This window comes from Cellulomonas sp. NPDC057328, assembly GCF_042667215.1.
Lineage (GTDB): Bacteria > Actinomycetota > Actinomycetes > Actinomycetales > Cellulomonadaceae > Cellulomonas.
In genome coordinates, this window is sequence record NZ_JBHUZW010000004.1 from 1 (window position 1) to 20970 (window position 20970).

Genomic DNA, 20970 nt, shown 5'->3' on the forward strand with positions numbered 1-20970 from the left:
ACCCCACGGAGGGCCCCGGCGGACGCCGGGGCCCTCCGCCCGTCCCGGGGCCGCGGGCGGTGCGCCGGCGGTGCCCGGTGCGCCGGCGGTGCCCGGTGCGTCGGCGGTGCCCGGTGCGTCGGCGGTGCCCGGTGCGCCGGCGGTGCCCGGTGCGTCGGCGGTGCCCGGTGCGTCGGCGGTGCCCGCGACCGCGGTTACAGTCGATGACCGTGCCCGCCGACCGGTCCGTCCCCGTCCGCGTGCACGGCACCCCGCGCACGCCGTCGTGGCTCGTCCCGCGGCCCCGGCTCGTCGCGCGGCTCGACGCCGGCGCGCCCGTGACCCTGCTGCGTGCGCCCGCCGGCGCCGGCAAGACGCTGCTGCTCGCGGAGTGGGCGCACACCGGCACGGCGCCGCACGTGCGCGGCGTGTGGGTCGACGCCGCCGAGCAGCGCCTGTCCCGCGCCGCCTTCTGGGCCGCGGTGGCCGACGGCGTCGCCGCCGCGGGGATCGCCCCGCCCGGTCACCCCCTCGCCCTCGGCTCCGGCGCGCTCTCGACGGACGACGAGCCGCGCCCCCTGCTGCGCCGCGCCCTCGCGACGCTCGGCGTGCTGACGCTCGTCGTCGACGCCGTGGACGAGCTGCCGGACGCCGTGCACGACGACCTGGTGGAGCTGGTCGCCGCGCTGCCGGACCTGCACGTCGTGGCCGCCGCGCGCGGCACGTGCCGGATCGGCGGCCGGGAGGCGCGGGCCCGCGTCGACGTCGAGGAGCTGACGCTCGACGACCTCGCGCTCACCGTCGAGGAGACGGTGGCGGTGCTGGGCCCGGTCGCCCGCCACGACGCGGAGCGGGTGCACGCCGCCACGGACGGCGTCGCGCTCGTCGTCCGGCTGGTCGCCCTCGAGCACGCGCTCACCGGCACCCTCGACGCGACGCGGACGCTGGAGCGGATGCTCGACGAGCACGTCGCGCACCGGCCCGCGCCCGTGCGCGACCTCCTGCGCACGATCGCCGCGGCCGACGTGGTGACGGCCGGGCTCGCCGCCGAGCTCACGGGCGCGCCCGACGCGCACGAGCGGCTCGCGGAGGCGGCGGCGCTCGGCCTCGGTACGTGGACCGCGGGGCCCGGCGAGGACCTCTTCGTCCTCACCGGGGCGGTGCGCCGGGTGCTGCGCGACGGCGGGCGCGCGGCGGACCCCACCCGGTACCGCGCGCTGCGGCGCACCGTCGCCACCTGGTCGCTGCGCCACGGCCGGCCGGCGGCGGCCCTGCACGCCGCCGTGGACGCCGAGGACCTCGTGCTCGCGGAGACCGTGGTCAAGCGCCACTGGCACGACATCATCCGGCTGGGCCGGGGCGACGTCCTCGGCGCCCTCGGCGACGTGCCCCTCGGCCGCCTCCGGCGCCACCCGTACCTGCTGATGATCCAGGCGCTGGCGCTGAACGCGCAGGCCGAGCACCGGGGCCGCGCGGTGGCGCTGCTCGGCCTCGCGCTGGCGTCCGTGCGGCTGGTCCCGCCCGCGACGGCGACGGACCGCGTCCTCGCCCGCTCGGTCGAGAACGCGGCGCTGCGCCTCGTCGGCCAGGCCGACCGGGCGGTGCGGCCCGCGCGGGAGGTGCTGCGGACGCTCGCCGAGATGGACCCCGCGGAGCACGCGTCGATCGGCACCCAGGTGCCGCGCTTCTGCACCCAGGCGGGCATCACGCTGCTGTACGCGGGCGACACCGTGGGCGCGGTCGCGGCGTTCGAGCGCGGGCTGTCCGCCGCCGGCCCGGACGGCATCGACCGGCTGCACCCGAGCGCCCTGCTCACCGGGGCGCTCGCGGCGGCGGGGGACGTCCCCGCGGCGCGCGCCATGGCAGCCCGCGTCCGCGCCGCGGGGTGGCCGCAGGAGCGCCTCGACGACTACCTGGGGTCGATGTACCACGTGGGCGAGGCCCTCGTCGCGCTCGAGGACTTCGACGGGGCCACGGCGCAGACCCACCTGGACCGGCTCGAGCGGCACCTGGTGACCATCGAGCACTGGCCGCTGATCGCCCACGTGCAGGCCATGGTCGACCTCGTGCGCGGCGAGGCCGCCACCGGCCTGGCCCGGCTGGAGGCGACCCGCGCCCGCCAGCACGCGCGGCGCAGCACGAGCCCGCTGTCGCGGCGGCGGCTCGACGAGACGGCCGCCGTCCTGCTGCTGGCGCTCGGACGGGTGCGCGAGGCCGGCGACCTCGTCGGGACGCGGCCGCGCGGGCGGCGCTCGGCGACGGCGATCGCCCGCCTGCACCTGGTGGCCGGCGACGACGACCGCGCGCTGGGCGTGCTGGCGGCCGCCCCCGCGGACCCGACCTCCACGCCGCGCGCCCGCGCCGAGCGTGCCGTCGTGGAGGCCGCCCTGCTGGCGCGGCGCGGCGCGGACGAGGCCGCCGTCGACGCCGCCGACCGCATGGCGGCCCTGCTCGAGGTGCACGGCCTCGGCCTGCCGCTCGCGCTCGTGCGCGCCGAGGACCGGGCCGCCCTGCACGCCGTCGCCGAGCGCGCCGACCGGGCGCGGCTGCGTGCCGTGCTCGCCCGCGTCGACGTGCCGGACGTGCTCGTGGGCGTCGGCCGCGCGCCGCAGCTCACCACGCGTGAGCAGGCCGTCCTCGACGCGCTCGCGGAGGGCGCCACCCTCGCGGCGGTCGCGGCGCGCGCCGGCGTCTCCCCGAACACCGTGAAGTCCCAGGTCCGCTCGCTCTACCGCAAGCTCGGCGCGGACTCGCGGCAGGCCGCCGTGGCCGCCGGCGTGCGCTACGGGCTGCTGTCCGGCGCCACCGGCCCGGCGGCCGCCCCGCCGGAGGGGTGACGCGCGGGGCCGGGCGTCCGGCCGGGCCGTAGAGTCGTCGCGACCTCGTCCTCTCGCGATCGGAGCACCCGTGCGCATCTCGGTCATCGGCTGCGGCTACCTCGGCGCGGTGCACGCCGCCAGCATGGCGTCGCTCGGGCACGACGTCGTCGGCATCGACGTCGACGCCGACAAGGTCGCCCGCCTGGCCGCCGGCACGGCACCGTTCTACGAGCCGGGCCTGCCCGAGCTGCTCGCCGAGGTCGGCAGCACCGGCCGCCTGCGGTTCAGCACCGACATGGCCGACGCGGCGGGTGCGCAGGTGCACTTCCTGTGCGTCGGGACGCCGCAGAAGCACGGCGAGTTCCGCGCCGACCTGTCCTACGTGGACGCCGCGTTCGACGCGCTGCTGCCGCACGTCGCGCCGGGCGACGTCGTCGCCGGCAAGTCCACCGTGCCCGTCGGCACCGCGGAGGCGCTCGCGGCGCGGCTCGCCCCCACGGGCGCGACGCTCGTGTGGAACCCCGAGTTCCTGCGCGAGGGCTTCGCGGTCAAGGACACCCTGCACCCCGACCGCCTCGTCTACGGCCTGCCGACGGACGACGAGGGCAACCCGACGCCCGACGGCGAGCAGGCCCACGCCGCGCTCGACGAGGTGTACGCGACCCCGCTCGCCGAGGGCACGCCGCTCGTCACGACCGACTACGCGACCGCACAGCTCGTCAAGGTCGCCGCCAACTCGTTCCTCGCCACCAAGATCTCGTTCATCAACGCGATGGCCGAGCTCTGCGAGGCCACGGGCGCCGACGTCACCCGCCTCGCCGACGCGATCGGCTACGACGCGCGCATCGGCCGCCGGTTCCTCAACGCCGGCCTCGGCTTCGGCGGGGGCTGCCTGCCCAAGGACATCCGCGCGTTCATGGCCCGCGCCGGCGAGCTCGGCGTCGACCAGGCGCTGTCCTTCCTGCGCGAGGTCGACTCGATCAACATGCGCCGCCGCGTGCGCATGGTCGACCTGGCCCGCGAGGTCTGCTCCGGCTCGATCGTCGGGCGCCGCGTCGCCGTGCTCGGGGCCGCGTTCAAGCCCGACAGCGACGACGTCCGCGACTCGCCGGCCCTCTCCGTCGCCGCGCAGATGCAGCTGCAGGGCGCGCACGTCACCGTCACCGACCCGCAGGCGGTCGAGAACGCGCGCGCCAAGTGGCCCGACCTCAAGTACGCCGCCACGGCGCTCGAGGCCGCGCAGGACGCCGACGTCGTCGTGCTCGCCACCGAGTGGGCCGAGTACCGCGACCTCGTCCCCGAGGACCTGGGCGCGGTCGTCGCGCAGCGCGCGATCGTCGACGGGCGCAACGTCCTCGACCCGCGGGCGTGGCGCGCCGCCGGGTTCACGTACCGGGCGCTCGGCCGCCCCTGACGTGCAGGTCCTGACACCCAGGCCCTGACGCCCAGGCCCGGGGGCGCCGCGGGCTACGGCCCGACGAGCACCAGCGTGCAGAGCATCTGCTCGCCGTCGCGCACGCACGCCGTGACGGCGTCCTCGAGCCCGGGGTCCACCACGTTCGCGCGGTGCCCCGGCGAGCCCATCCACGCCGTCGCGACGTCCGCCGGGGCGACGGCCGCCCGGCTGAGGTTCTCGGCGGCGACGCTGCGCGGCGCGCACGCCGCGAGCACGTCGTCGAGCGGGGCGTGCTCGAGGTCCTGCCCGACCAGGTCCGCCGCGCGCGCCGCGGCGGCGTCGGCCGCGCACGTCGCCCCGCCCCACGCGGGCAGGCCGGCGGCCTCCCGCTCGGCGGCGGTGGCGGCGAGCAGGTCGCGCGCGTAGTCGTCGGGGGCCACGCCGCCGAGGTCGACGACGGCCGGGGTGGTCGCGGACGGCGCGTCCGCACCCGGGCCGGTGCTGCCCGCCGAACTGCCGGCCGGTCCGCCGCCCGGTCCCACCGTCGCGACGACGGCACCCACGCCGAGCACCGCGGCGACGACGAGCAGCGCGACGGCGAGGCCGGGCACGGGCGCGCGCCCGCCGGGCGTCGGTGCGGGGTCGTGGGGAACGTCGGCGGGGACGTCGCGGGCGTGGTCGGGCACCTCGGCATGCTGCCACGTGCGTCGCGGATCACCGGGATCACCGGCGTCGGACCGGACCCTTTCCCGAGGTAATGATGTAGGGTAATGACCTGTGACCACGACCTCCGACGCCCCCGCCGCCCCGGCCGCCGACCTCGCGCTGGCGGCCGAGCTGCGCGTCTCCCTGGGCCGCGCCACGCGCCGCATCAAGGGGGAGCGGGGCGAGGCCGGCCTCTCCGACCCGCAGTTCAACGTGCTCGCGATCCTCGTGCGCGAGGGCCCCATGTCGCCCGGCGGGCTCGCGGACCTCGAGCGCATCCAGCCGCCGGCCATGACGCGCACCGTCAACTGCCTCGTCGAGCGGGGGCTCGTCCGCAAGGAGGAGCACCCCACCGACGGCCGCCAGGTCGTCGTCACCCTCACCGAGGCCGGACAGGCCGAGGTCGTCGAGACCCGCCGCCGCCGCGACGCCTGGCTCTCCGCCCGCCTCGCCGACCTCACCGACGACGAGCGCACCGCCCTCGTCCACGCCGCCGAGATCCTCCGGAGGATCGCCGCCTCGTGAGCGCCACCTTCTCGTCCCTCTCGTTCCGCAACTACCGCCTGTGGTTCGCCGGCGCCCTCGTCGCCAACGTCGGCACGTGGATGCAGCGCGTCGCCCAGGACTGGCTGGTCCTCACCCAGCTGACCTCCGACTCGGGCGTCGCCGTCGGCGTCACCACGGCGCTGCAGTTCGGGCCGACGCTGCTGCTGTCGGCGTGGGCCGGCCTGCTCGCCGACCGGTTCGACCGCCGCAAGCTCCTCGTGCTCACGCAGGTGCTGCAGGGCGTGCTCGCCGCCGGCCTCGGCGTGCTCGTGCTGAGCGGGCGCGCGGAGCTGTGGCACGTCTACGTGTTCGCCGGCCTGCTCGGCTGCGTCACCGCGGTCGACGGCCCCGTGCGCCAGACGTTCGTCGCGGAGCTCGTGCCCGCACGGCGCCTGTCCAACGCCGTCGGCCTCAACAGCGCGTCGTTCAATGCCGCCCGCCTGGTCGGCCCCGGCGTCGCCGGCCTGCTCATCGCGGCCGTCGGCACCGGCTGGGTGTTCGTCATCAACGCCGTCACGTTCGCGGCGACGATCGTCTCGCTCACCCTCATGCGCCGCGCCGACCTCTACCCGATGCCGCACGCCAAGCGCGCCAAGGGGCAGATCCGCGAGGGCGTCGCCTACGTGCGCAACCGCTCGGACATCCTCGTGATCATGGTCGTCGTCGGGGTGGTCTCGACGTTCGGCCTCAACTTCCAGCTGACGAGCGCGCTGATGGCCCGCCTCGAGTTCGGCCGCGGCGCGCAGGAGTACGGCATCCTCGGGTCGGTCCTGGCCATCGGGTCGCTGACCGGGGCGCTGCTCGCCGCCCGGCGCGAGCGGCCGCGCGTGCGGCTCGTCATCGGCGCGGCCTTCGCGTTCGGCGTCACGACGGGCGTGATGGCGCTCATGCCGACGTACCTCACCTTCGCGCTCGCCTGCATCCCCGTGGGGCTCGCGTCGCTCACGATGATGACGGCCGCCAACTCCGCCATCCAGATGAGCACTGACCCCGCCATGCGCGGGCGCGTCATGGCGCTCTACATGATGGTGTTCCTCGGTGCGACGCCCGTCGGGTCGCCCATCGTCGGCTGGATCGGCGAGACGTTCGGCGCGCGGTGGTCCATCGGCGTCGGGTCGATCAGCGCGCTGCTCGTCTCGGTCGGCGCCGCGTGGTGGGCCCGCTCGCACTGGAACGTGCGCCTCCGGTACCGCGTGACGAGCCGGCCGCACCTCGAGGTCGTCCACCTCGGGCTGCCGGGGGCCGACGCGACCACGGCGGGGGAGCGGCGCGCGACGACGGCGCCGGCGCGCGTCGGGGCGCAGGAGGCGGCGGACCGGCAGCACGCGGCCTGACGGCCGTCAGCGGGTGAGCGTGCGGGTGAAACCCCGCCCGGTCCCGGTGCCCGGAACGTCCGTTCTGTCAGCATCGTGGCCGTGACGCACCCACCGGCGACGACGGCCACGGCGCCCGCGCCGACGCCGCCCGCACCGCGCCGCCGCGTCGGCCCGGTGGTGGCGCGCGTCGTCGCCGTCCTGGCCGTGCTGCTGGTGCTCGCCGCCGCGTGGGTCGCGTTCCGCGTGTGGCAGGCCGCGGGTGCGCTGCAGGACGCGCGCGCCGGGCTCGCCGGCGTCGAGGTCGACCCGCGCGCCGCCGGCACCGCCGCGGCCGACCTCGAGGGGCTGCGCGCCCACACGTCCCGCGCGCGCGACGCCGCGTCCGACCCGGTGTGGCGCGCCGCCGAGGTCGTCCCGTGGGCCGGCGACCAGCTCACCGCCGTCCGGGTCGTCGCCACGGCCGTCGACGACCTGGTGCGCGACGCCCTGCCCGCCGTCGACGCGCTCGGCGCCGTCCTCGACGACGGCCTGCGCGGACCCGACGGGCGCGTCGACGTCGCCGCCGTCAGCCGCGGCGCCGACGCCCTGCGCACGGCCGCCGCCACCACCGCCGCGGCCCGCGACCGCCTCGACGCGCTCGACCCCGACCGGCTCGTCGGCCCGCTCGCCGACCCCGTGCGGGAGGCGCAGCGCACCGTCGCGCGCGCCGACGCGTCCCTCGGTCCCGCCGCGCGCGGGCTCGCGCTGCTGCCCGGCCTGCTCGGCGCCGACGGGCCGCGCACGTACCTCGTCCTCGCGCTCAACTCCGCGGAGCTGCGCGCGGCCGGCGGCATCGTCGGGTCGATCACGGCCGTGCGCGTCGAGGACGGCGCGGTCGCCGTCGTCGACCAGCGCAGCACCGACCAGCTCCGCTCGCTCGACGCCCCGGTGCTGCCGCTCACCGCCGAGGAGGTCGCCACGCACAGCGACCGGCTCGGCCGCTGGGTGCAGAACTCGACGCTCACGCCGCACTTCCCGCGCACCGCCGAGCTCGTCGCCGCGCGCTGGCAGCGGGACGTCGGCGGCCCCGTCGACGGCGTGGTCGCGACCGACCCCGTGGCCATCGGCGCGCTCGTCGGCGCGGTCGGCCCGCTCGCCGACCCCGCCGGCGGCACGCTCACCGGCGACGGGTTCGTGCGTGCGGTGCTGCGCGAGGCGTACCTGCGGTACCCGCACTCGCTCGAGGCCGACGCGTACTTCGCCGACGTCGCGTCGTCCGTCGTCGCCGCGGTCGGCGCGGGCGGCGGCAGCACCGAGGACCTCGTCGGCGCGCTCACCGGCGCCGTCGACGAGCGGCGCGTGCGCGTCTGGTCGGCCCACGGCGACGAGCAGGAGGTGCTGGCCGGCACGGTCGTGGGCGGCGGGTTCCTCGCGCCGCCGTTCGCGGGCGCGGCCGGCGTCTTCCTCGACGACGTCAGCCAGGGCAAGCTCGGCATCGACCTCACCACCGCGGTGACGTTCCGGGACGCCCGCTGCGACGGCCCCTCGCCGCGCGTCACCGCCGTGCTGTCCCTCGACTTCCGCCCGCCCCCGGACGTCGCCACGCTCGGCCGGTACATCGCCGGCTCGCCGGACCTCGGCGTGCCCCTCGGGACGCTGACGACGACCGTCTCGGTCTGGTCGCCGGTCGGTGCGGGACCCGTGGCGATGCGGCGCGACGGGGCGCCGGTCGGCGGCGCGAGCAGCACGCTGGCCGGGCGGGACGTGCAGCAGGTGGCGTCCGTGCTGGCGCCCGGCGCCCGGCAGGAGGTCGCCGTCGACCTGCCGCTGCAGGACGGCGGCGTCACGGTGTGGACGACACCCACCGTGTCGTCGCCCGGGGTGGCGTCGTTCCGCTGCCCGTGAGGCGAGCGGCTCCGTCGCGGCGGTCCGGGTGAAATCGGACGAACCGGACAGGATCACCCGTTCGGGTTGGCCACGGATGGCGTCGCCGACGCGAAGATGATTCCGAAATGTCCGGATCGATGTCGGGAGTCGCCATGCGTCACACCGTCCGGGCCGCTGCAGCGGCGGCCCTCCTCCTCGCGTCGGTCGGCCTCGCCCCGTCCGTCGCCTCCGCCGTGCCGGCACCGACGCCGACGCCGACGGACGACTGCCAGCGCGGCGTCGACGACTACGGGGCGCCGCTGCCCTGCGAGGTCGTCGTCACCACCCTGTCGCCGGTGTGCGACAACGACGTCCCGCGCCTGCGGTACGTGCTCACGGCGCTCGGCTCGTCGAGCAGCACCGTCGACGTCACGTGGGTCAACCCGGGCGGCGACGACGTCGTCTACGAGGATCAGCCGCTCGACGGCAGCGTCCTGTGGCCCGGCGCGGTCGTCGGCACGGACGGCACCGGCGCCGACTGGCCCGGCTGGCGCCTCGAGGGCGGCACGTGGGTGCAGGGCGACGAGTACGACTGGGTCCGCCCCGACGTCACCGTCCGGTTCGACGTCAACCCGTCCACCACCGTCACGGTCGCCTACCCGCCGTCGTCGCCGCAGTGCCTCACGGCCCCGCCGCGCAGCGACGTCCTCTCCGCCGTCGACGCCGCCCCGGCCGAGCGCTCCGAGGTCCTCGCGGCCACCGGTGCGCAGGTCGGCCTGCTCGCCGCGGCGGCCGCGGCGCTCGTCGGCCTCGGTGCCGGCGCGGTCGCGGTGCGTCGCCGCCGGCAGGGCTGACGCGGCAGGGCTGACTCGGCAGGGCTGACGCGGCAGGGCTCGGGTCGGCACGGGGCCCGGCGCGACGACGCCCCGCCTCCCCCGGTGGACGGGGGAGGCGGGGCGTCGTGGTGTGCGGCGGCGGGGTGCGGGTGCGGTGGTGCCGCTCAGGCCAGCGCGGCGACGACGTGGTCGACGCAGGCGGTGAGCGCGCGAACGTCGTCCGGCTCGACGGCGGGGAACATGCCGACGCGCAGCTGGTTGCGGCCGAGCTTGCGGTAGGGCTCCACGTCGACGACGCCGTGCGCGCGCAGCGTCGCCGTGACGGCCGTCGCGTCGATCGCCGGGTCGAGGTCGACCGTGCCGACGACGGGGGAGCGCAGCGCCGGGTCGGCGACGAACGGCGTCGCCCACTCCCGCTCCGCAGCCCACGCGTACAGGTGGCCCGACGACTCGGCCGTGCGGGCCGCCGCCCACGCGAGCCCGCCCTGCGCGAGCAGCCACTCGACCTGCTCCGCCAGCAGCACGAGCGTGCCGAGCGCGGGGGTGTTGAGCGTCTGGTCGGCGCGCGCGTTCGTCACCGCCGCGGTGAAGGACAGGAACTCCGGCACCCAGCGCCCCGACGCCTCCACCTGCGCGGCGCGCTCCACCGCGGCGGGCGACGCGAGCGCCAGCCACAGGCCGCCGTCCGCGGCGAACGACTTCTGCGGGGCGAAGTAGTAGACGTCGGTCTCCGCGACGTCCACCGCGACGCCGCCCGCCGCCGAGGTGCCGTCGACGACCACGAGCGCCCCGGCGTCGCGCGAGCCCTCGACGCGCCGCACGGGCGCGAGCACCCCCGTCGACGTCTCGTTGTGCGGCCAGGCGTACACGTCGGCGCCGTCGACGAGCGTCGGGACGACCGCGTCCCCGGCCGGCGCGCTCACCACGTGCGAGTCCGCGAGGAACGGCGCCCGCGACGTCGCCGCCGCGAACTTCGCGCCGAACTCGCCGAACTGCGCGTGCGCCGCGCGCTCGCGCACCAGGGACACCGTCGCGACGTCCCAGAACGCCGTCGACCCGCCGTTGCCCAGCACGACCTCGTACCCGTCCGGCGCGCCGAACAGCTCGGCCAGCCCCGCGCGCACCCGGCCGACCAGCGCGCGCACGGGCGCCTGCCGGTGCGAGGTGCCGAGCAGCGAGCGGCCCGCGGCGGCGAGCGCGTCCACCTGCGCGGCGCGCACCTTGGACGGGCCGCACCCGAAGCGGCCGTCGCGCGGCAGCAGGTCGGCGGGGATGGTGACGGCGGGGACCGGGGCGTCGGGCACGCGCCGAGGATAACGACGGGCGTCACGCCGCGGGCCGGGCGTCCGCACCGCCCCGGACGTGCGGGCGGGCCGACTACCCTGGGGGCGGCACGCGGCGGGTCGACCGCCGCCGGACGGCGACGTGGGAGGCCGAGCGGTGAGCGACCTGATCGACACGACGGAGATGTACCTCAAGACGATCTACGAGCTCACCGAGGAAGGCATCACCCCCCTGCGCGCCCGCATCGCCGAGCGCCTCGGCCACTCGGGGCCCACCGTGTCGCAGACGGTCGCGCGCATGGAGCGCGACGGGCTCGTCGTCGTCACCGGCGACCGCCACCTGGAGCTCACCGAGGCCGGGCACGGCAAGGCCGTGCGGGTCATGCGCAAGCACCGCCTGGCCGAGCGCCTGCTCACCGACGTCATCGGCCTGGACTGGCCGCACGTCCACGAGGAGGCGTGCCGGTGGGAGCACGTCATGAGCGAGCGCGTCGAGAAGCGCCTCGCCGCGCTGCTCGACCACCCGCACTTCGACCCGTACGGCAACCCCATCCCGGGCCTGGACGAGATCGGCGAGGAGCGCACGCCCGTGCGGTTCCTCGACGGGGTCGTGCCGCTGACGTCCGCGGACGCCGTCGTGCGCCCCACGGCCGTCGTCGCCCGCATCGCCGAGCCGCTGCAGGTCGACGTCGACCTGCTCGAGCGCCTCGCGGACGCCGGCGTGCGCCCGGGGGTCGAGGTGTCGGTCGAGCGGGGGACGGGCGTCGTGACGGTCGGCGTGCCCGGCAACGGCACGGTCGTGGACCTGCCGCTGGAGCTCGCGCGGCACATCTTCGTCGGGGTCGCCTGACCCCTGCGGGCGCGTCCGGCGACCGTGCCGGCGACCGTGCTGGCGACCGTGCCGGCGCGGCCCGGCGACGCCGCGCCGCGCGCCCACGAACGGGTGAACTCCGCCACACCGGTCGCGCTCCCACGGGCGCGCCCGAGCCGCTCCGCGACGCCGCCGTGCACGTCAGACGCACGGCGGCGTCCGGCGTCCGGGTGTCGCCCGGACGGCCGTCCATGATCGTTCCGAGATCGTCGTGACCAACGCGTGACAATCGCCGAATCCGTCATGTACGTTCGTCCTGCTTCTCGGAACCCTCCTCCGTGGGAGCCCTACGAGCGGAACGCCGAACCCTGCCGCCGCTCACAGGTCCCGTACGACTCGCCGGCAGGGGCGGGGGACCCAAATCGTGGGTACCGGAGACGGTGCCCTTGGGGTGAAGCCGGGCGGACGGAACGACAGCACGCACCACGGTGCGCGCGGTCGGGACGGACGACCGGCCGGGTGTTCTCCCACCCGAACCCGACAGCTCACCTCGTAGGCGACAGGAGAGGCACACGTTGTCCGAGAGCACCATCCGGGCGCGCCACCGCGCCGCGCGTCGTCCGTCGACGCCGCTGACCGAGCTCGCCAACGCAGCATCCGAGCAGATGGGCACCGTCGGCCGCCGTTCCGCCGTCGTCGCCGCATCGTCCGGCCTCATGGTCTCCATGCTGGCCATCCCGTCGAGCGCTGCCCCCGGTGAGTCCGCCGGCAACCTCGCCGCTGTCGACACGGCAGCGCTGACGGCCTCCGCACGGGCCGTCCTCAACACCTCCCCGGTCGTCTCGGCCCCGGCCGAGGCCGTCTTCACGGTCGACGCGCCCGTCGTCACGGCCGCGAAGCCGACCCCGCCGCCGCCGGCGCCCGAGCCCGAGCCGGTGCGTACGCGCGCCGCCTCCCGCACGGCCGAGCGCGCGTCCGCGGGCACCGAGGCGTCGACCACCACGACGGCCAACGCCCCGATCCCGCAGAGCGTGTCGGGCAACGCGGTCCTCGAGGTCGCCGCCCGCTACGTGGGCGTCCCGTACGTCTCCGGCGGTGCGTCGCCCGAGGGCATGGACTGCTCCGGCTTCACGTCGTACGTGTACGCGCAGCTCGGCATCAACCTGCCGCGCACGTCGTCGGCGCAGCGGAACGCCGGCACGGTCGTGTCGCGTGCCGAGGCGCAGCCGGGCGACCTGATCTGGAGCCCCGGCCACATCGGCATCTACGCCGGTGGCGACATGATGATCGACTCGCCGCGCCCGGGTAAGACGGTGCAGTTCCGCACCATCTGGCAGAGCTCGCCGACGTTCATCCGGATCGGCTGACCAGGCCGGCACCGATGTCACGGAGCCCCGACGACCACACGGTCGTCGGGGCTCCGTCGTTCGTGGACGCACGCCCCACCCGTCGAAAGGGCGTGCGCGTACCCTGGTCCCGCATCGACGCTGTTCCTTCTCGTCCGGACCGGCAGCCAGCCGGTCCGACCACCGAGGTCAGGAGTGCACCGTGCTGACGACCGTCCCCGTGGGAGGCCCACCCGGCCCCCCGCCCGCGCCCGTGCCCAACCGCACCCTGCTGCTCAACGCGAGCGGCGAGCCGCTGTGCGTCGTGACGGTGCACCGCGCCGTCGCCCTCGTCATGACCGGCAAGGCGACGGTCCTGGAGTCGGGCGGACGCGTGCTGCACTCCGCGCGCGCCGAGGTGCCGCTGCCGGTCGTGCTGGTGCTCACCCGCTACGTGCACGTGCCGAAGCGGCGCCCCGTGCCGCCCACCCGGCGCACCGTGCTGCAGCGTGACGACCACCGCTGCGCGTACTGCGGCGGAGGCGCCGACACCGTCGACCACGTGCACCCGCGCTCGCGCGGCGGCCGGCACGAGTGGACCAACGTCGTCGCCGCGTGCGTGCGCTGCAACCACCGCAAGGCCGACCGGACGCTCCTGGAGCTCGGCTGGGAGCTGCCCTTTCGGCCCCACGCACCTCGGTGGTCCTTCACGGTCGGCGGCGCGGCCGCGCGCACCGAGCCGGCCTGGTCCCCGTACCTCGTCGCCTGACGCCACGCGGGTCCGCGTCCGGTGCGGGGAGGGTCCGCGGATCGTCACGGGTGTGCCACGATGGGGTCAGGTCAGCACCACAGACTCGTCGTGACGGCGCGGCGAGCACCGACGCGGAGGGCGGCATGACGCGCGAGCACGAGGTCCTCGTCGGGGTCGACGGGTCGGCGGCCAGCCTGCACGCCCTCGACTGGGCGCTCCACGAGGCGCGCACCCGCGGGTGCGGCGTGCGGGTGCTCGTGGCGTACGCGCTGCCGTCGTTCACGGCCGCGAGCCTCGACGGCGGGTACGCGGCCCTCGACGACGACACGATCCGCGCCGGCGCGCAGTCGGTGCTCGACGAGGCGCTGCTGCACGCGCGCGACGCCGGCGTCCCCGTCGAGGGGCGCGTCGTCACCGGCGACGCCGCCGCGGTGCTCGTGGACGCGTCCCGCTCGGTCGACCTCGCCGTCGTGGGCACGCGCGGGCGGGGCGGGTTCGCGGACCGGCTGCTCGGCACCGTGTCGTCGGCGCTGCCGGCGCACGCGTGGTGCCCGACGGTCGTCGTCCCCCTGCGGGACGAGCGCGGCGCGCCGGTCGAGGAGGACCCCGCGCCCGTGCGGCCCGTGCGGCGCATCGTGGTCGGCGTCGACGGCTCGCCGCCCGCCGAGGCCGCGCTGCGGCTCGCGATCCGCGAGGCCGAGCGGTGGGGTGCCGAGCTGTACGCGATCTCCGGCGTCCCGGTGCACGCGATGACGGGGGTGCTCGCGTGGCTGCCGTCGGCGGTGGACCACGACCAGGTGCTGCGCGACGTGGCCGAGGGGCTCGACGTCGTCGTCGACCGCGCGCTCGCCGGGCACCCGGGCCTCGAGGTGAAGCGGCACGTGCTGGACGGCACGGGCGCCGAGCTGCTCACCGAGTTCTCCGCCGCGACCGACCTCATCGTCGTCGGCTCGCGCGGCCGCGGCGGGTTCGCCGGGCTGCTGCTCGGCTCGACGAGCCAGGCGGTGCTGCACCACGCGCGCTGCCCCGTCATGGTCGTCACCGCGCGCGGCGCGGAGGAGCTCACGCGCTGACGTCGCGGCCGGGCCGGTGTCAGCCGGCGCCGGTGGTCGGCACGTCGGGACGCCGCACGAGCGCCGACAGCACGACCGTGGACCGCGTCCGGGACACGAACGGCTCCGCCGCGAGCCGCTCGACGACCTGCTCGAGGTGGCGCATGTCGCGCGCCCGCACCTGCAGGACGAGGTCGACGTCGCCCGTCACGGTGCTCGCCGCGACCACCTCCGGGTAGTCCTCGACGGCCGCGCGCATCGTCGCCGGGCTCGTCGACCCGTGGCAGAACAGCTCGACGAACGCCTCGGTGTGCCAGCCGAGCGCGGCCGGGTCGAGCCGCACCGTGAACCCGCGGATGACGCCGCGCTCGCGCAGCCGGTCCACGCGCCGCTTCACCGCGGGCGCGCTGAGCGCGACCTGCGCGCCCACCTGCGCGAACGTCGCGCGGGCGTCGCGTGCGAGCACGCGGAGGATGGCGGTGTCGAGGTCGTCGAGGCGGTCGGCGTGCACGTGCCCATCCTGACGGGTCCGTCCGGGATGTCCGTGCACGGACGTGCAACGTCGATGACCGCATGTGCCACGGATTGCGACACATGTGCTCAGGTCGGACGCTTCACCTGCCGATGGGGTCGTGGACGACGCGACCTCGCCGAGGGGGGAACGACCGATGAGCGGACGGCAGGGCACCGGCATGCGCCGGGACGGCGCACGTGAGGCGCGCACGACGAGCGGCACCACGCCAGGCGTGCCACGGCAGGCGGGACCGGTGGCGTCCGCGCCCACGCCGGTGGTGCCGACGCCCACCCCGCCCGGCGCCGCGAGGCCCGCGGCCGCCGCGCCCCCGGTCCTGCCGACGCAGGCCGGGCCGGTCCTCTCCGCGCCGACGCCGCTCGTGCCGCGCCGCACCGCCGGCACCGTGCCGCAGCCGGCACCGGCCCCGGAGCACGTGTCCGACCCCGCCCGCGCCGGCGGCCTCGACCACGTCCCGCAGCAGCGCCCCGCCGCCGACGCCTCGCGCCCGGGCGGCGCGCGCCGCGCCACCGCGCTGGTCGCCGCCGCGGCGGTGCTCGCCGCGGCCGGCACCGTGTGGACGGCCGAGCAGGACCACCGGGCACGCGCGTCCGCCGAGGCCGCCGCGTCGTCGCGGGTCGCCGCCGCCGTCGAGGCGCACGCCGCCGACCTGGCCGCGCCGCGCGCGGACACCGCGCTCGCCGGTGCCGCGGTGGTGACGGGTCAGCGCGCCGCCACGTCGGGGGCCGCCAAGGCCGCCGCGGACCACGCCGTCGCGACGCTCGCCGCGTCCGCGCAGGCCGGCGACGGCCCGCGCGGCGCGCTGCAGCAGGCCGTCGACGCGACGTCCACCGCGCTCGGCGCCCCCTCGGTGTCGCTGACGACCCTGCGGACCACGACCGCCGCGATCGCCGGGCCCGAGAAGGCCGTCGTCGAGGCGCAGGCCGCGTGGCAGGCCGCCGAGGACGCCCGCATCGCCGCCGAGCGCGCCGCCGCCGAGCAGGCCGCCGCCGCGGCGGCCGCGGCCCGCGCGTCCCGGGGCAGCGGCACCGCCGCGCGCGCCCCGCGGTCGACGGCACCCCGGTCCACCGCCCCGCGCGCCGCGTCCGCCCCGGCGGCCTCCGGTGGCGGCGCCCCGGCCCCGGCCCCGGCGGCGGGTCTGCCGCTCGCCGGCTCGGTGGTCGGCGCCGGTGACGTCGGTGAGGCGCTCAACGCGCACCGCGCGGCCAACGGGCTGGGCCGCCTGAACATCGTCTCGTCCGGGGCGCGCGGCGAGCACGCGATGCAGATGGCCGCGTCGGACAGCATCTGGCACTCCGGCACGCGCGCCGGCTCGATGAAGGCACGCCCCGAGATCGTGGGCCGGGTGTCGCCGGCCAGCGCGTCGCGCATGATCGCCGCCTACGCGGGCTCCGGCGGGCACAACGCGCAGATGCTCGGCAGCTACTCGACCGCCTACGTCGGCGTGGTCCTCCACGACGGCTGGATGTACACGTCCATCACGTTCAGCTGACGCCGACCGGAACACCGCTGCAGCTCTCCACACCGGGAACGCCACCGACATCCCGCTCGCCGCAGGTGACGGCTGGCTGCGGCGAGGTGCCCGGCGGCAACCTCGTCGACGCGCCCCCGCCCCGCCCACCCGAGCGCCGAACGGCATACCGGTGTCGTCCTGCGACCCGTGAACGGCACCGGCATTCCGGTCGGCGCGGAGTGGGGGCCGTGAGCCGCTGGCGCTGCCGCGGGCGGATCGGGTGCGCCGAGCGGCATGCCGGTGTCGTCCTGCGGTGGTGGTGACCGCACCGGTGTTCCGGTCGGCGTGGGGAGGCGGGGTGTGCGTCAGGGGGTCGTCAGGGCGGTCGTGAGGTCGTCGAGGGCGTGGTCGAGGTCGGCGGCGTCGACCGTGAGGGGCGGGGCCAGGCGGACGGTCGCGCCGTGCGTGTCCTTGGCGAGGACGCCGCGCGCGAGCAGCCGCTCGCACAGCTCCCGGCCCGACGCCGGCCCGCCCGGCAGGCCGGGGACGACGTCCAGGCCCGCCCACAGGCCGACGGTCCGCACGCCGTGCAGCAGCCCGTCGTCCATGAGCGCCGCGAGCCGGTGGCCGAGGTGCTCGCCGAGCGTGCGGGCGCGCGCCTGCAGCGTGCCGGGCGTCAGCAGGTCGACGACGGCGAGCCCCACCGCGCACGCCAGCGGGTTGCCGCCGAACGTCGACCCGTGCGTCCCGGGGCTCAGCACCTCGAGGACGTCGGCACGCCCGACCACCGCGGACACCGGCACGATCCCGCCGCCGAGCGCCTTGCCGAGCGTGACGAGGTCGGGGCGGACGTCCCAGCGTTCGCACGCGAGGGTCGAGCCGGTGCGGCCGAGTCCGGACTGGATCTCGTCCGCGACGAGCAGCACGCCGGCGTCGTCGCACACCCGGCGCACGGCCGGCAGGTAGTCGTCCGGCGGGACGACGACGCCCTGCTCGCCCTGCACGGGCTCGAGCAGCACGGCGACCGTCGTCTCGTCGACGGCGCGGGCGAGCGCGGCGGCGTCCCCGTACGGCACGGTGACGAACCCGGGCGTGAACGGACCGAAGCCGCGGCGGGCGTCCGGGTCGGTCGAGAACGACACGACGGTCGTCGTGCGGCCGTGGAAGTTGCCGTCGGCGACGACGATCGTCGCCCGGTCGGCGGGCACGCCGCGGACCTCGTAGCCCCACTTGCGGCTCGCCTTGATCGCCGTCTCGACGGCCTCCGCGCCGGTGTTCATCGGCAGGACGAGGTGCGAGCGCCCGGCCAGCAGCGGGCCGACGAGCCCGGTGAGGGCCTGCGCGAACGGCTCGAGCAGCTCGTGGTCGAACGCGCGGGAGGTCAGCGTCAGCCGGTCGAGCTGCGCGTGCGCCGCCGCGACGAGCGCGGGGTGCCGGTGCCCGAAGTTCAGCGCCGAGTACGCCGACAGCAGGTCCAGGTACCGGCGCCCCGTCGTGTCGGTGACCCACGCGCCCTCGCCGGTGGCGACCGTGACGGGCAGCGGGTGGTAGTTCGGCGCCAGCGCCGACCCGACGCCCGACGCGACGGCACCCGCACCGACGGCGCCCGCACCCGTCACCGTCGCCATCCCGCTCACCTCCGCAGCTCGAGCGTGCAGCACTTGGCTCCGCCGCCGCCCTTGAGCAGCTCGCTCGTGTCGACGGGGATCGGCGTGTACCCGCGCTCGCGCAGGGCGCCGGCGAGGTGCGTCGCGGCGGGTGCGACGACGACGTGCTCGCCGTCCGACACCGCGTTGAGGCCGAGCGCCGCGGCGTCGTCCTCGGTCGCGACGACGGCCTCGGGGAAGAGCTGCCGGAGCACGGACCGCGAGCCGGGCGAGAAGGCCGGCGGGTAGTACGCGATCTGCGGGTCCGCGGGGTCGGACGACAGCACCGCGAGCGCCGTGTCGAGGTGGTAGTAGTGCGGGTCGACGAGCTCGAGGGAGATGACGGGCCGGCCGACGAGCTCCTGGAGCTCGGCGTGCGCCGCGCGCGCCGTGCGGAACCCGGTGCCGGCGAGGACGAGGTCGCCGACGACGAGCAGGTCGCCCTCGCCCTCGTTGGTCTGCGCGGCGGTGTGCGTGACCCAGCCGCGGTCGGCGAACCACTTCTGGTACGCGGGGCCCTCCGGCTGCCGCTCGGGGTAGCGGAACCTGGCGGAGTAGACGACGCCGTCGACGACGGTCGCGCCGTTGGCCGCGTAGACCATGTCGGGCAGCCCGGGCAGCGGGTCGATCGTCTCGACGGTGTGCCCCAGGTCGAGGTACGTGTCGCGCAGCGTGCGCCACTGCCGCACGGCCAGGTCCGCGTCCGTGTGCCGCGTCTTGTCCATCCACGGGTTGATCTCGTACGAGACCGTGTAGTGGGTGGGCTCGCACATCAGGTAGTGGCGCGGGGTGGGGCCGGGGGCGTGCGCGGTCATGGGGCTCCTCGTGGGGTGCGCAAGGACGGGGACGTGCGGTGCGCGGGTGGGCGTACCGGTGGTCCCGAGCGTACGAGCGGCGGCACGCACGGCTGCGCAGGCGCCGTTGCGCGCCTACGCGCGATCCGTTGCGCGAAACGGATCGCGTGCGACGATCCGTTGCGTCGAAACGCAGGCGTGACGTCGATGACGTGCGCGCGTCACACCAGCAGCTCGCGCGCCGCCCGGCCGAGCACCACGCGCAGCATGAGCGCGAGCGCGGGTGCGGTGAGCCGCGACGTCAGCGCGCCCGGCAACGGCCCCGCCAGCGGCACGCGCTCCTCCCACGTGACGCGGCAGCTCGCGTCGTCCACCGGCTCGACGCAGATCGTCGCCTCGCCGAGCAGCAGGGGGCCGTGCTTGGCGAACACCGCGACGCCGGGGGAGTCGCCGGCCCCGTCGCCGCCCGGCGACTCGTACCGCGTGATGGTCATGCGGTCGGGCAGGCCGGGGGCGCCGAACCGGGCGAGCGGCCCGGAGACGGCCTCGACGTGCGTGCCGAGCCGCGGGCCGCCGTCGGTCTCCACCCGGGTCTGCGGCACCCAGCGCGCGTGGTTGCGGGCGTCGGTGAGGGCCGTGAACGCCGTGCGCGCGGGGGCGGGGAACGTCCGCGTGACGCGCGCCCCCGTGACCCCGTCGCGCGCCCCGGCGCCGGCGGGTCGTGCGGTGGGCGTCGTCATGCACCGATCCTCCCCCGGGGTACCGTCGGGGGCATGCGCACGCGGGTACTCGGTAGGACAGGACGTGAGGTCGGGGTCGTCGGGCTGGGCTGCTGGCAGCTCGGCGGCGACTGGGGGACGGTCGGCGACGACACGGCGCTCGAGGTGCTCGACGCCGCCGTCGGCGCCGGGGTGACCTTCCTCGACACCGCCGACGTGTACGGCGACGGGCGGTCGGAGAAGGTCATCGGCCGGTTCCTCGCCGAGCGTCCCGAGGTGGCGTCGCGTGTGACGGTCGCGACGAAGATGGGCCGGCGTGCGGACCCGCACGTGCCCGAAGCGTACTCGCTCGACGCCTTCCGTGCCTGGAACGACCGCAGCCGCGAGAACCTCGGCGTCGACACGCTCGACCTCGTGCAGCTGCACTGCCCGCCCACCGACGTGTACGGCCGCGACGAGGTCTTCGACGCGCTCGACACGCTCGTCGAGGAGAACCGCGTCGCTGCCTACGGCGTCTCCGTCGAGACCGTCGACGAGGCGCTCACGGCCATCGCGCGCCCGCACGTCGCGAGCGTGCAGATCATCCTCAACGTGTTCCGGCGCAAGCCGCTCGAGCGCGTGCTGCCCGCCGCGGCCGAGGCCGGCGTCGGCATCATCGCGCGCGTGCCGCTCGCCTCCGGGCTGCTCAGCGGCAAGTACGACGCGTCGACGCAGTTCGCGGCGGACGACCACCGGAACTTCAACCGCCACGGCGAGGCGTTCGACGTCGGCGAGACGTTCGCGGGCGTGCCGTACGAGGTCGGTGTCGAGGCGGCGCAGGAGGTCGCGCAGCACACGCCGTCCGGCGCGACGACGGCCCAGCTCGCGCTGCGGTGGATCGTCGACCAGCCGGGTGTCTCGGTCGTGATCCCCGGTGCCCGCACGCCCGAGCAGGCCCGCGCCAACGCGGCGGCGGAGCAGCTCGCGTCGCTCGACGACGCGACGCTCGCGGCCCTCGCCGACGTGTACGACCGGCGCATCAAGGAGCACGTGCACGACCGCTGGTGACGCGGCCGGCCGGCACGTCCGGTCGACGCACCGCCGTCAGGACGTCGGACGGGGCCCGGCGCCGCATGAGGAACCACCCCCGCGCGGCACCGGGCCCCGTCCGTGCGTCCGGTGC

18 protein-coding genes and 1 riboswitch are annotated in these 20970 nt (G+C 76.9%); of the genes, 12 read left to right on the plus strand and 6 right to left on the minus strand.

From position 1 onward, the window contains the following. Positions 1–209 precede the first annotated feature (209 nt). A complete protein-coding gene (locus ACFUMH_RS01510) occupies positions 210–2816 on the plus strand; it encodes a LuxR C-terminal-related transcriptional regulator (protein ID WP_378199285.1) in 2607 nt (868 codons plus the stop codon). 70 nt (positions 2817–2886) lie between these two features. Further along, entirely contained in the window at positions 2887–4212 is a 1326-nt protein-coding gene (locus tag ACFUMH_RS01515) for a UDP-glucose dehydrogenase family protein (protein WP_378199288.1), read from the plus strand. A 53-nt stretch (positions 4213–4265) separates the two neighbouring features. Here ACFUMH_RS01515 and ACFUMH_RS01520 read toward each other — a convergent pair whose 3' ends face one another. Then, positions 4266–4880, minus strand: a complete 615-nt coding sequence (locus ACFUMH_RS01520) for a CAP domain-containing protein (protein WP_378199291.1) — start codon at positions 4878–4880, stop codon at positions 4266–4268. 91 nt (positions 4881–4971) lie between these two features. Here ACFUMH_RS01520 and ACFUMH_RS01525 point away from each other — a divergent pair, with 91 nt between their 5' ends. The 4 genes from ACFUMH_RS01525 to ACFUMH_RS01540 all read left to right on the plus strand — a co-directional run bounded on the left by ACFUMH_RS01525 (position 4972) and on the right by ACFUMH_RS01540 (position 9460). Continuing rightward, positions 4972–5424 carry a MarR family winged helix-turn-helix transcriptional regulator gene (locus ACFUMH_RS01525; protein WP_378199294.1) on the plus strand — a complete coding sequence of 151 codons (453 nt, stop codon included), beginning with the start codon at positions 4972–4974 and terminating at the stop codon, positions 5422–5424. Then, positions 5421–6779, plus strand: a complete 1359-nt coding sequence (locus tag ACFUMH_RS01530) for an MFS transporter (protein WP_378199297.1) — start codon at positions 5421–5423, stop codon at positions 6777–6779. The genes ACFUMH_RS01525 and ACFUMH_RS01530 overlap by 4 nt, the downstream gene beginning before the upstream one ends. Positions 6780–6860: 81 nt before the next feature. After that, on the plus strand, positions 6861–8645 hold the full coding sequence (locus tag ACFUMH_RS01535; RefSeq protein WP_378199300.1) for a DUF4012 domain-containing protein: 1785 nt from the start codon (positions 6861–6863) through the stop codon (positions 8643–8645). Positions 8646–8779: 134 nt separating this feature from the next. After that, a complete protein-coding gene (locus tag ACFUMH_RS01540) occupies positions 8780–9460 on the plus strand; it encodes an LPXTG cell wall anchor domain-containing protein (protein WP_378199303.1) in 681 nt (226 codons plus the stop codon). A 146-nt stretch (positions 9461–9606) separates the two neighbouring features. On the opposite strand, the gene serC is transcribed toward ACFUMH_RS01540, so the two are convergent. Further along, positions 9607–10746 (minus strand): phosphoserine transaminase, encoded by a 1140-nt coding sequence (gene serC / locus ACFUMH_RS01545; RefSeq protein ID WP_378199306.1) that lies wholly within the window; start codon positions 10744–10746, stop codon positions 9607–9609. Between the two features lie 136 nt (positions 10747–10882). Here serC and ACFUMH_RS01550 point away from each other — a divergent pair, with 136 nt between their 5' ends. The 4 genes from ACFUMH_RS01550 (at position 10883) to ACFUMH_RS01565 (ending at position 14685) form a co-directional block, all read left to right on the plus strand. After that, a complete protein-coding gene (locus ACFUMH_RS01550; RefSeq protein WP_378199309.1) occupies positions 10883–11575 on the plus strand; it encodes a metal-dependent transcriptional regulator in 693 nt (230 codons plus the stop codon). Positions 11576–11885: 310 nt separating this feature from the next. Further along, positions 11886–12109: riboswitch (cyclic di-AMP (ydaO/yuaA leader) on the plus strand. A gap of 2 nt (positions 12110–12111) precedes the next feature. Then, positions 12112–12903 carry a C40 family peptidase gene (locus tag ACFUMH_RS01555; RefSeq protein ID WP_378199312.1) on the plus strand — a complete coding sequence of 264 codons (792 nt, stop codon included), beginning with the start codon at positions 12112–12114 and terminating at the stop codon, positions 12901–12903. A gap of 232 nt (positions 12904–13135) precedes the next feature. Continuing rightward, on the plus strand, positions 13136–13630 hold the full coding sequence (locus tag ACFUMH_RS01560; RefSeq protein WP_378199315.1) for an HNH endonuclease: 495 nt from the start codon (positions 13136–13138) through the stop codon (positions 13628–13630). Between the two features lie 125 nt (positions 13631–13755). Continuing rightward, positions 13756–14685 carry a universal stress protein gene (locus ACFUMH_RS01565; RefSeq protein ID WP_378199318.1) on the plus strand — a complete coding sequence of 310 codons (930 nt, stop codon included), beginning with the start codon at positions 13756–13758 and terminating at the stop codon, positions 14683–14685. A gap of 19 nt (positions 14686–14704) precedes the next feature. Here ACFUMH_RS01565 and ACFUMH_RS01570 read toward each other — a convergent pair whose 3' ends face one another. Then, positions 14705–15175 (minus strand): Lrp/AsnC family transcriptional regulator, encoded by a 471-nt coding sequence (locus tag ACFUMH_RS01570; RefSeq protein WP_378199321.1) that lies wholly within the window; start codon positions 15173–15175, stop codon positions 14705–14707. Between the two features lie 157 nt (positions 15176–15332). On the opposite strand from ACFUMH_RS01570, the gene ACFUMH_RS01575 reads away from it, so the two are divergent. After that, complete coding sequence (locus ACFUMH_RS01575; RefSeq protein ID WP_378199324.1) at positions 15333–16688, plus strand: CAP domain-containing protein; 1356 nt, start codon at positions 15333–15335, stop codon at positions 16686–16688. Positions 16689–17014: 326 nt separating this feature from the next. Here ACFUMH_RS01575 and rocD read toward each other — a convergent pair whose 3' ends face one another. The 3 genes from rocD to ACFUMH_RS01590 all read right to left on the minus strand — a co-directional run bounded on the left by rocD (position 17015) and on the right by ACFUMH_RS01590 (position 19829). Continuing rightward, a complete protein-coding gene (rocD, locus tag ACFUMH_RS01580; protein WP_378199327.1) occupies positions 17015–18277 on the minus strand; it encodes an ornithine--oxo-acid transaminase in 1263 nt (420 codons plus the stop codon). A gap of 5 nt (positions 18278–18282) precedes the next feature. Continuing rightward, positions 18283–19110, minus strand: a complete 828-nt coding sequence (ddaH, locus tag ACFUMH_RS01585) for a dimethylargininase (protein ID WP_378199330.1) — start codon at positions 19108–19110, stop codon at positions 18283–18285. Between the two features lie 200 nt (positions 19111–19310). Further along, complete coding sequence (locus ACFUMH_RS01590; protein ID WP_378199333.1) at positions 19311–19829, minus strand: SRPBCC family protein; 519 nt, start codon at positions 19827–19829, stop codon at positions 19311–19313. A gap of 33 nt (positions 19830–19862) precedes the next feature. Between ACFUMH_RS01590 and ACFUMH_RS01595 the strand changes: the two genes are divergently transcribed. Next, positions 19863–20855, plus strand: coding sequence for an aldo/keto reductase (locus ACFUMH_RS01595; RefSeq protein WP_378199336.1), 993 nt, complete (start codon positions 19863–19865; stop codon positions 20853–20855). Positions 20856–20970: the final 115 nt, after the last annotated feature.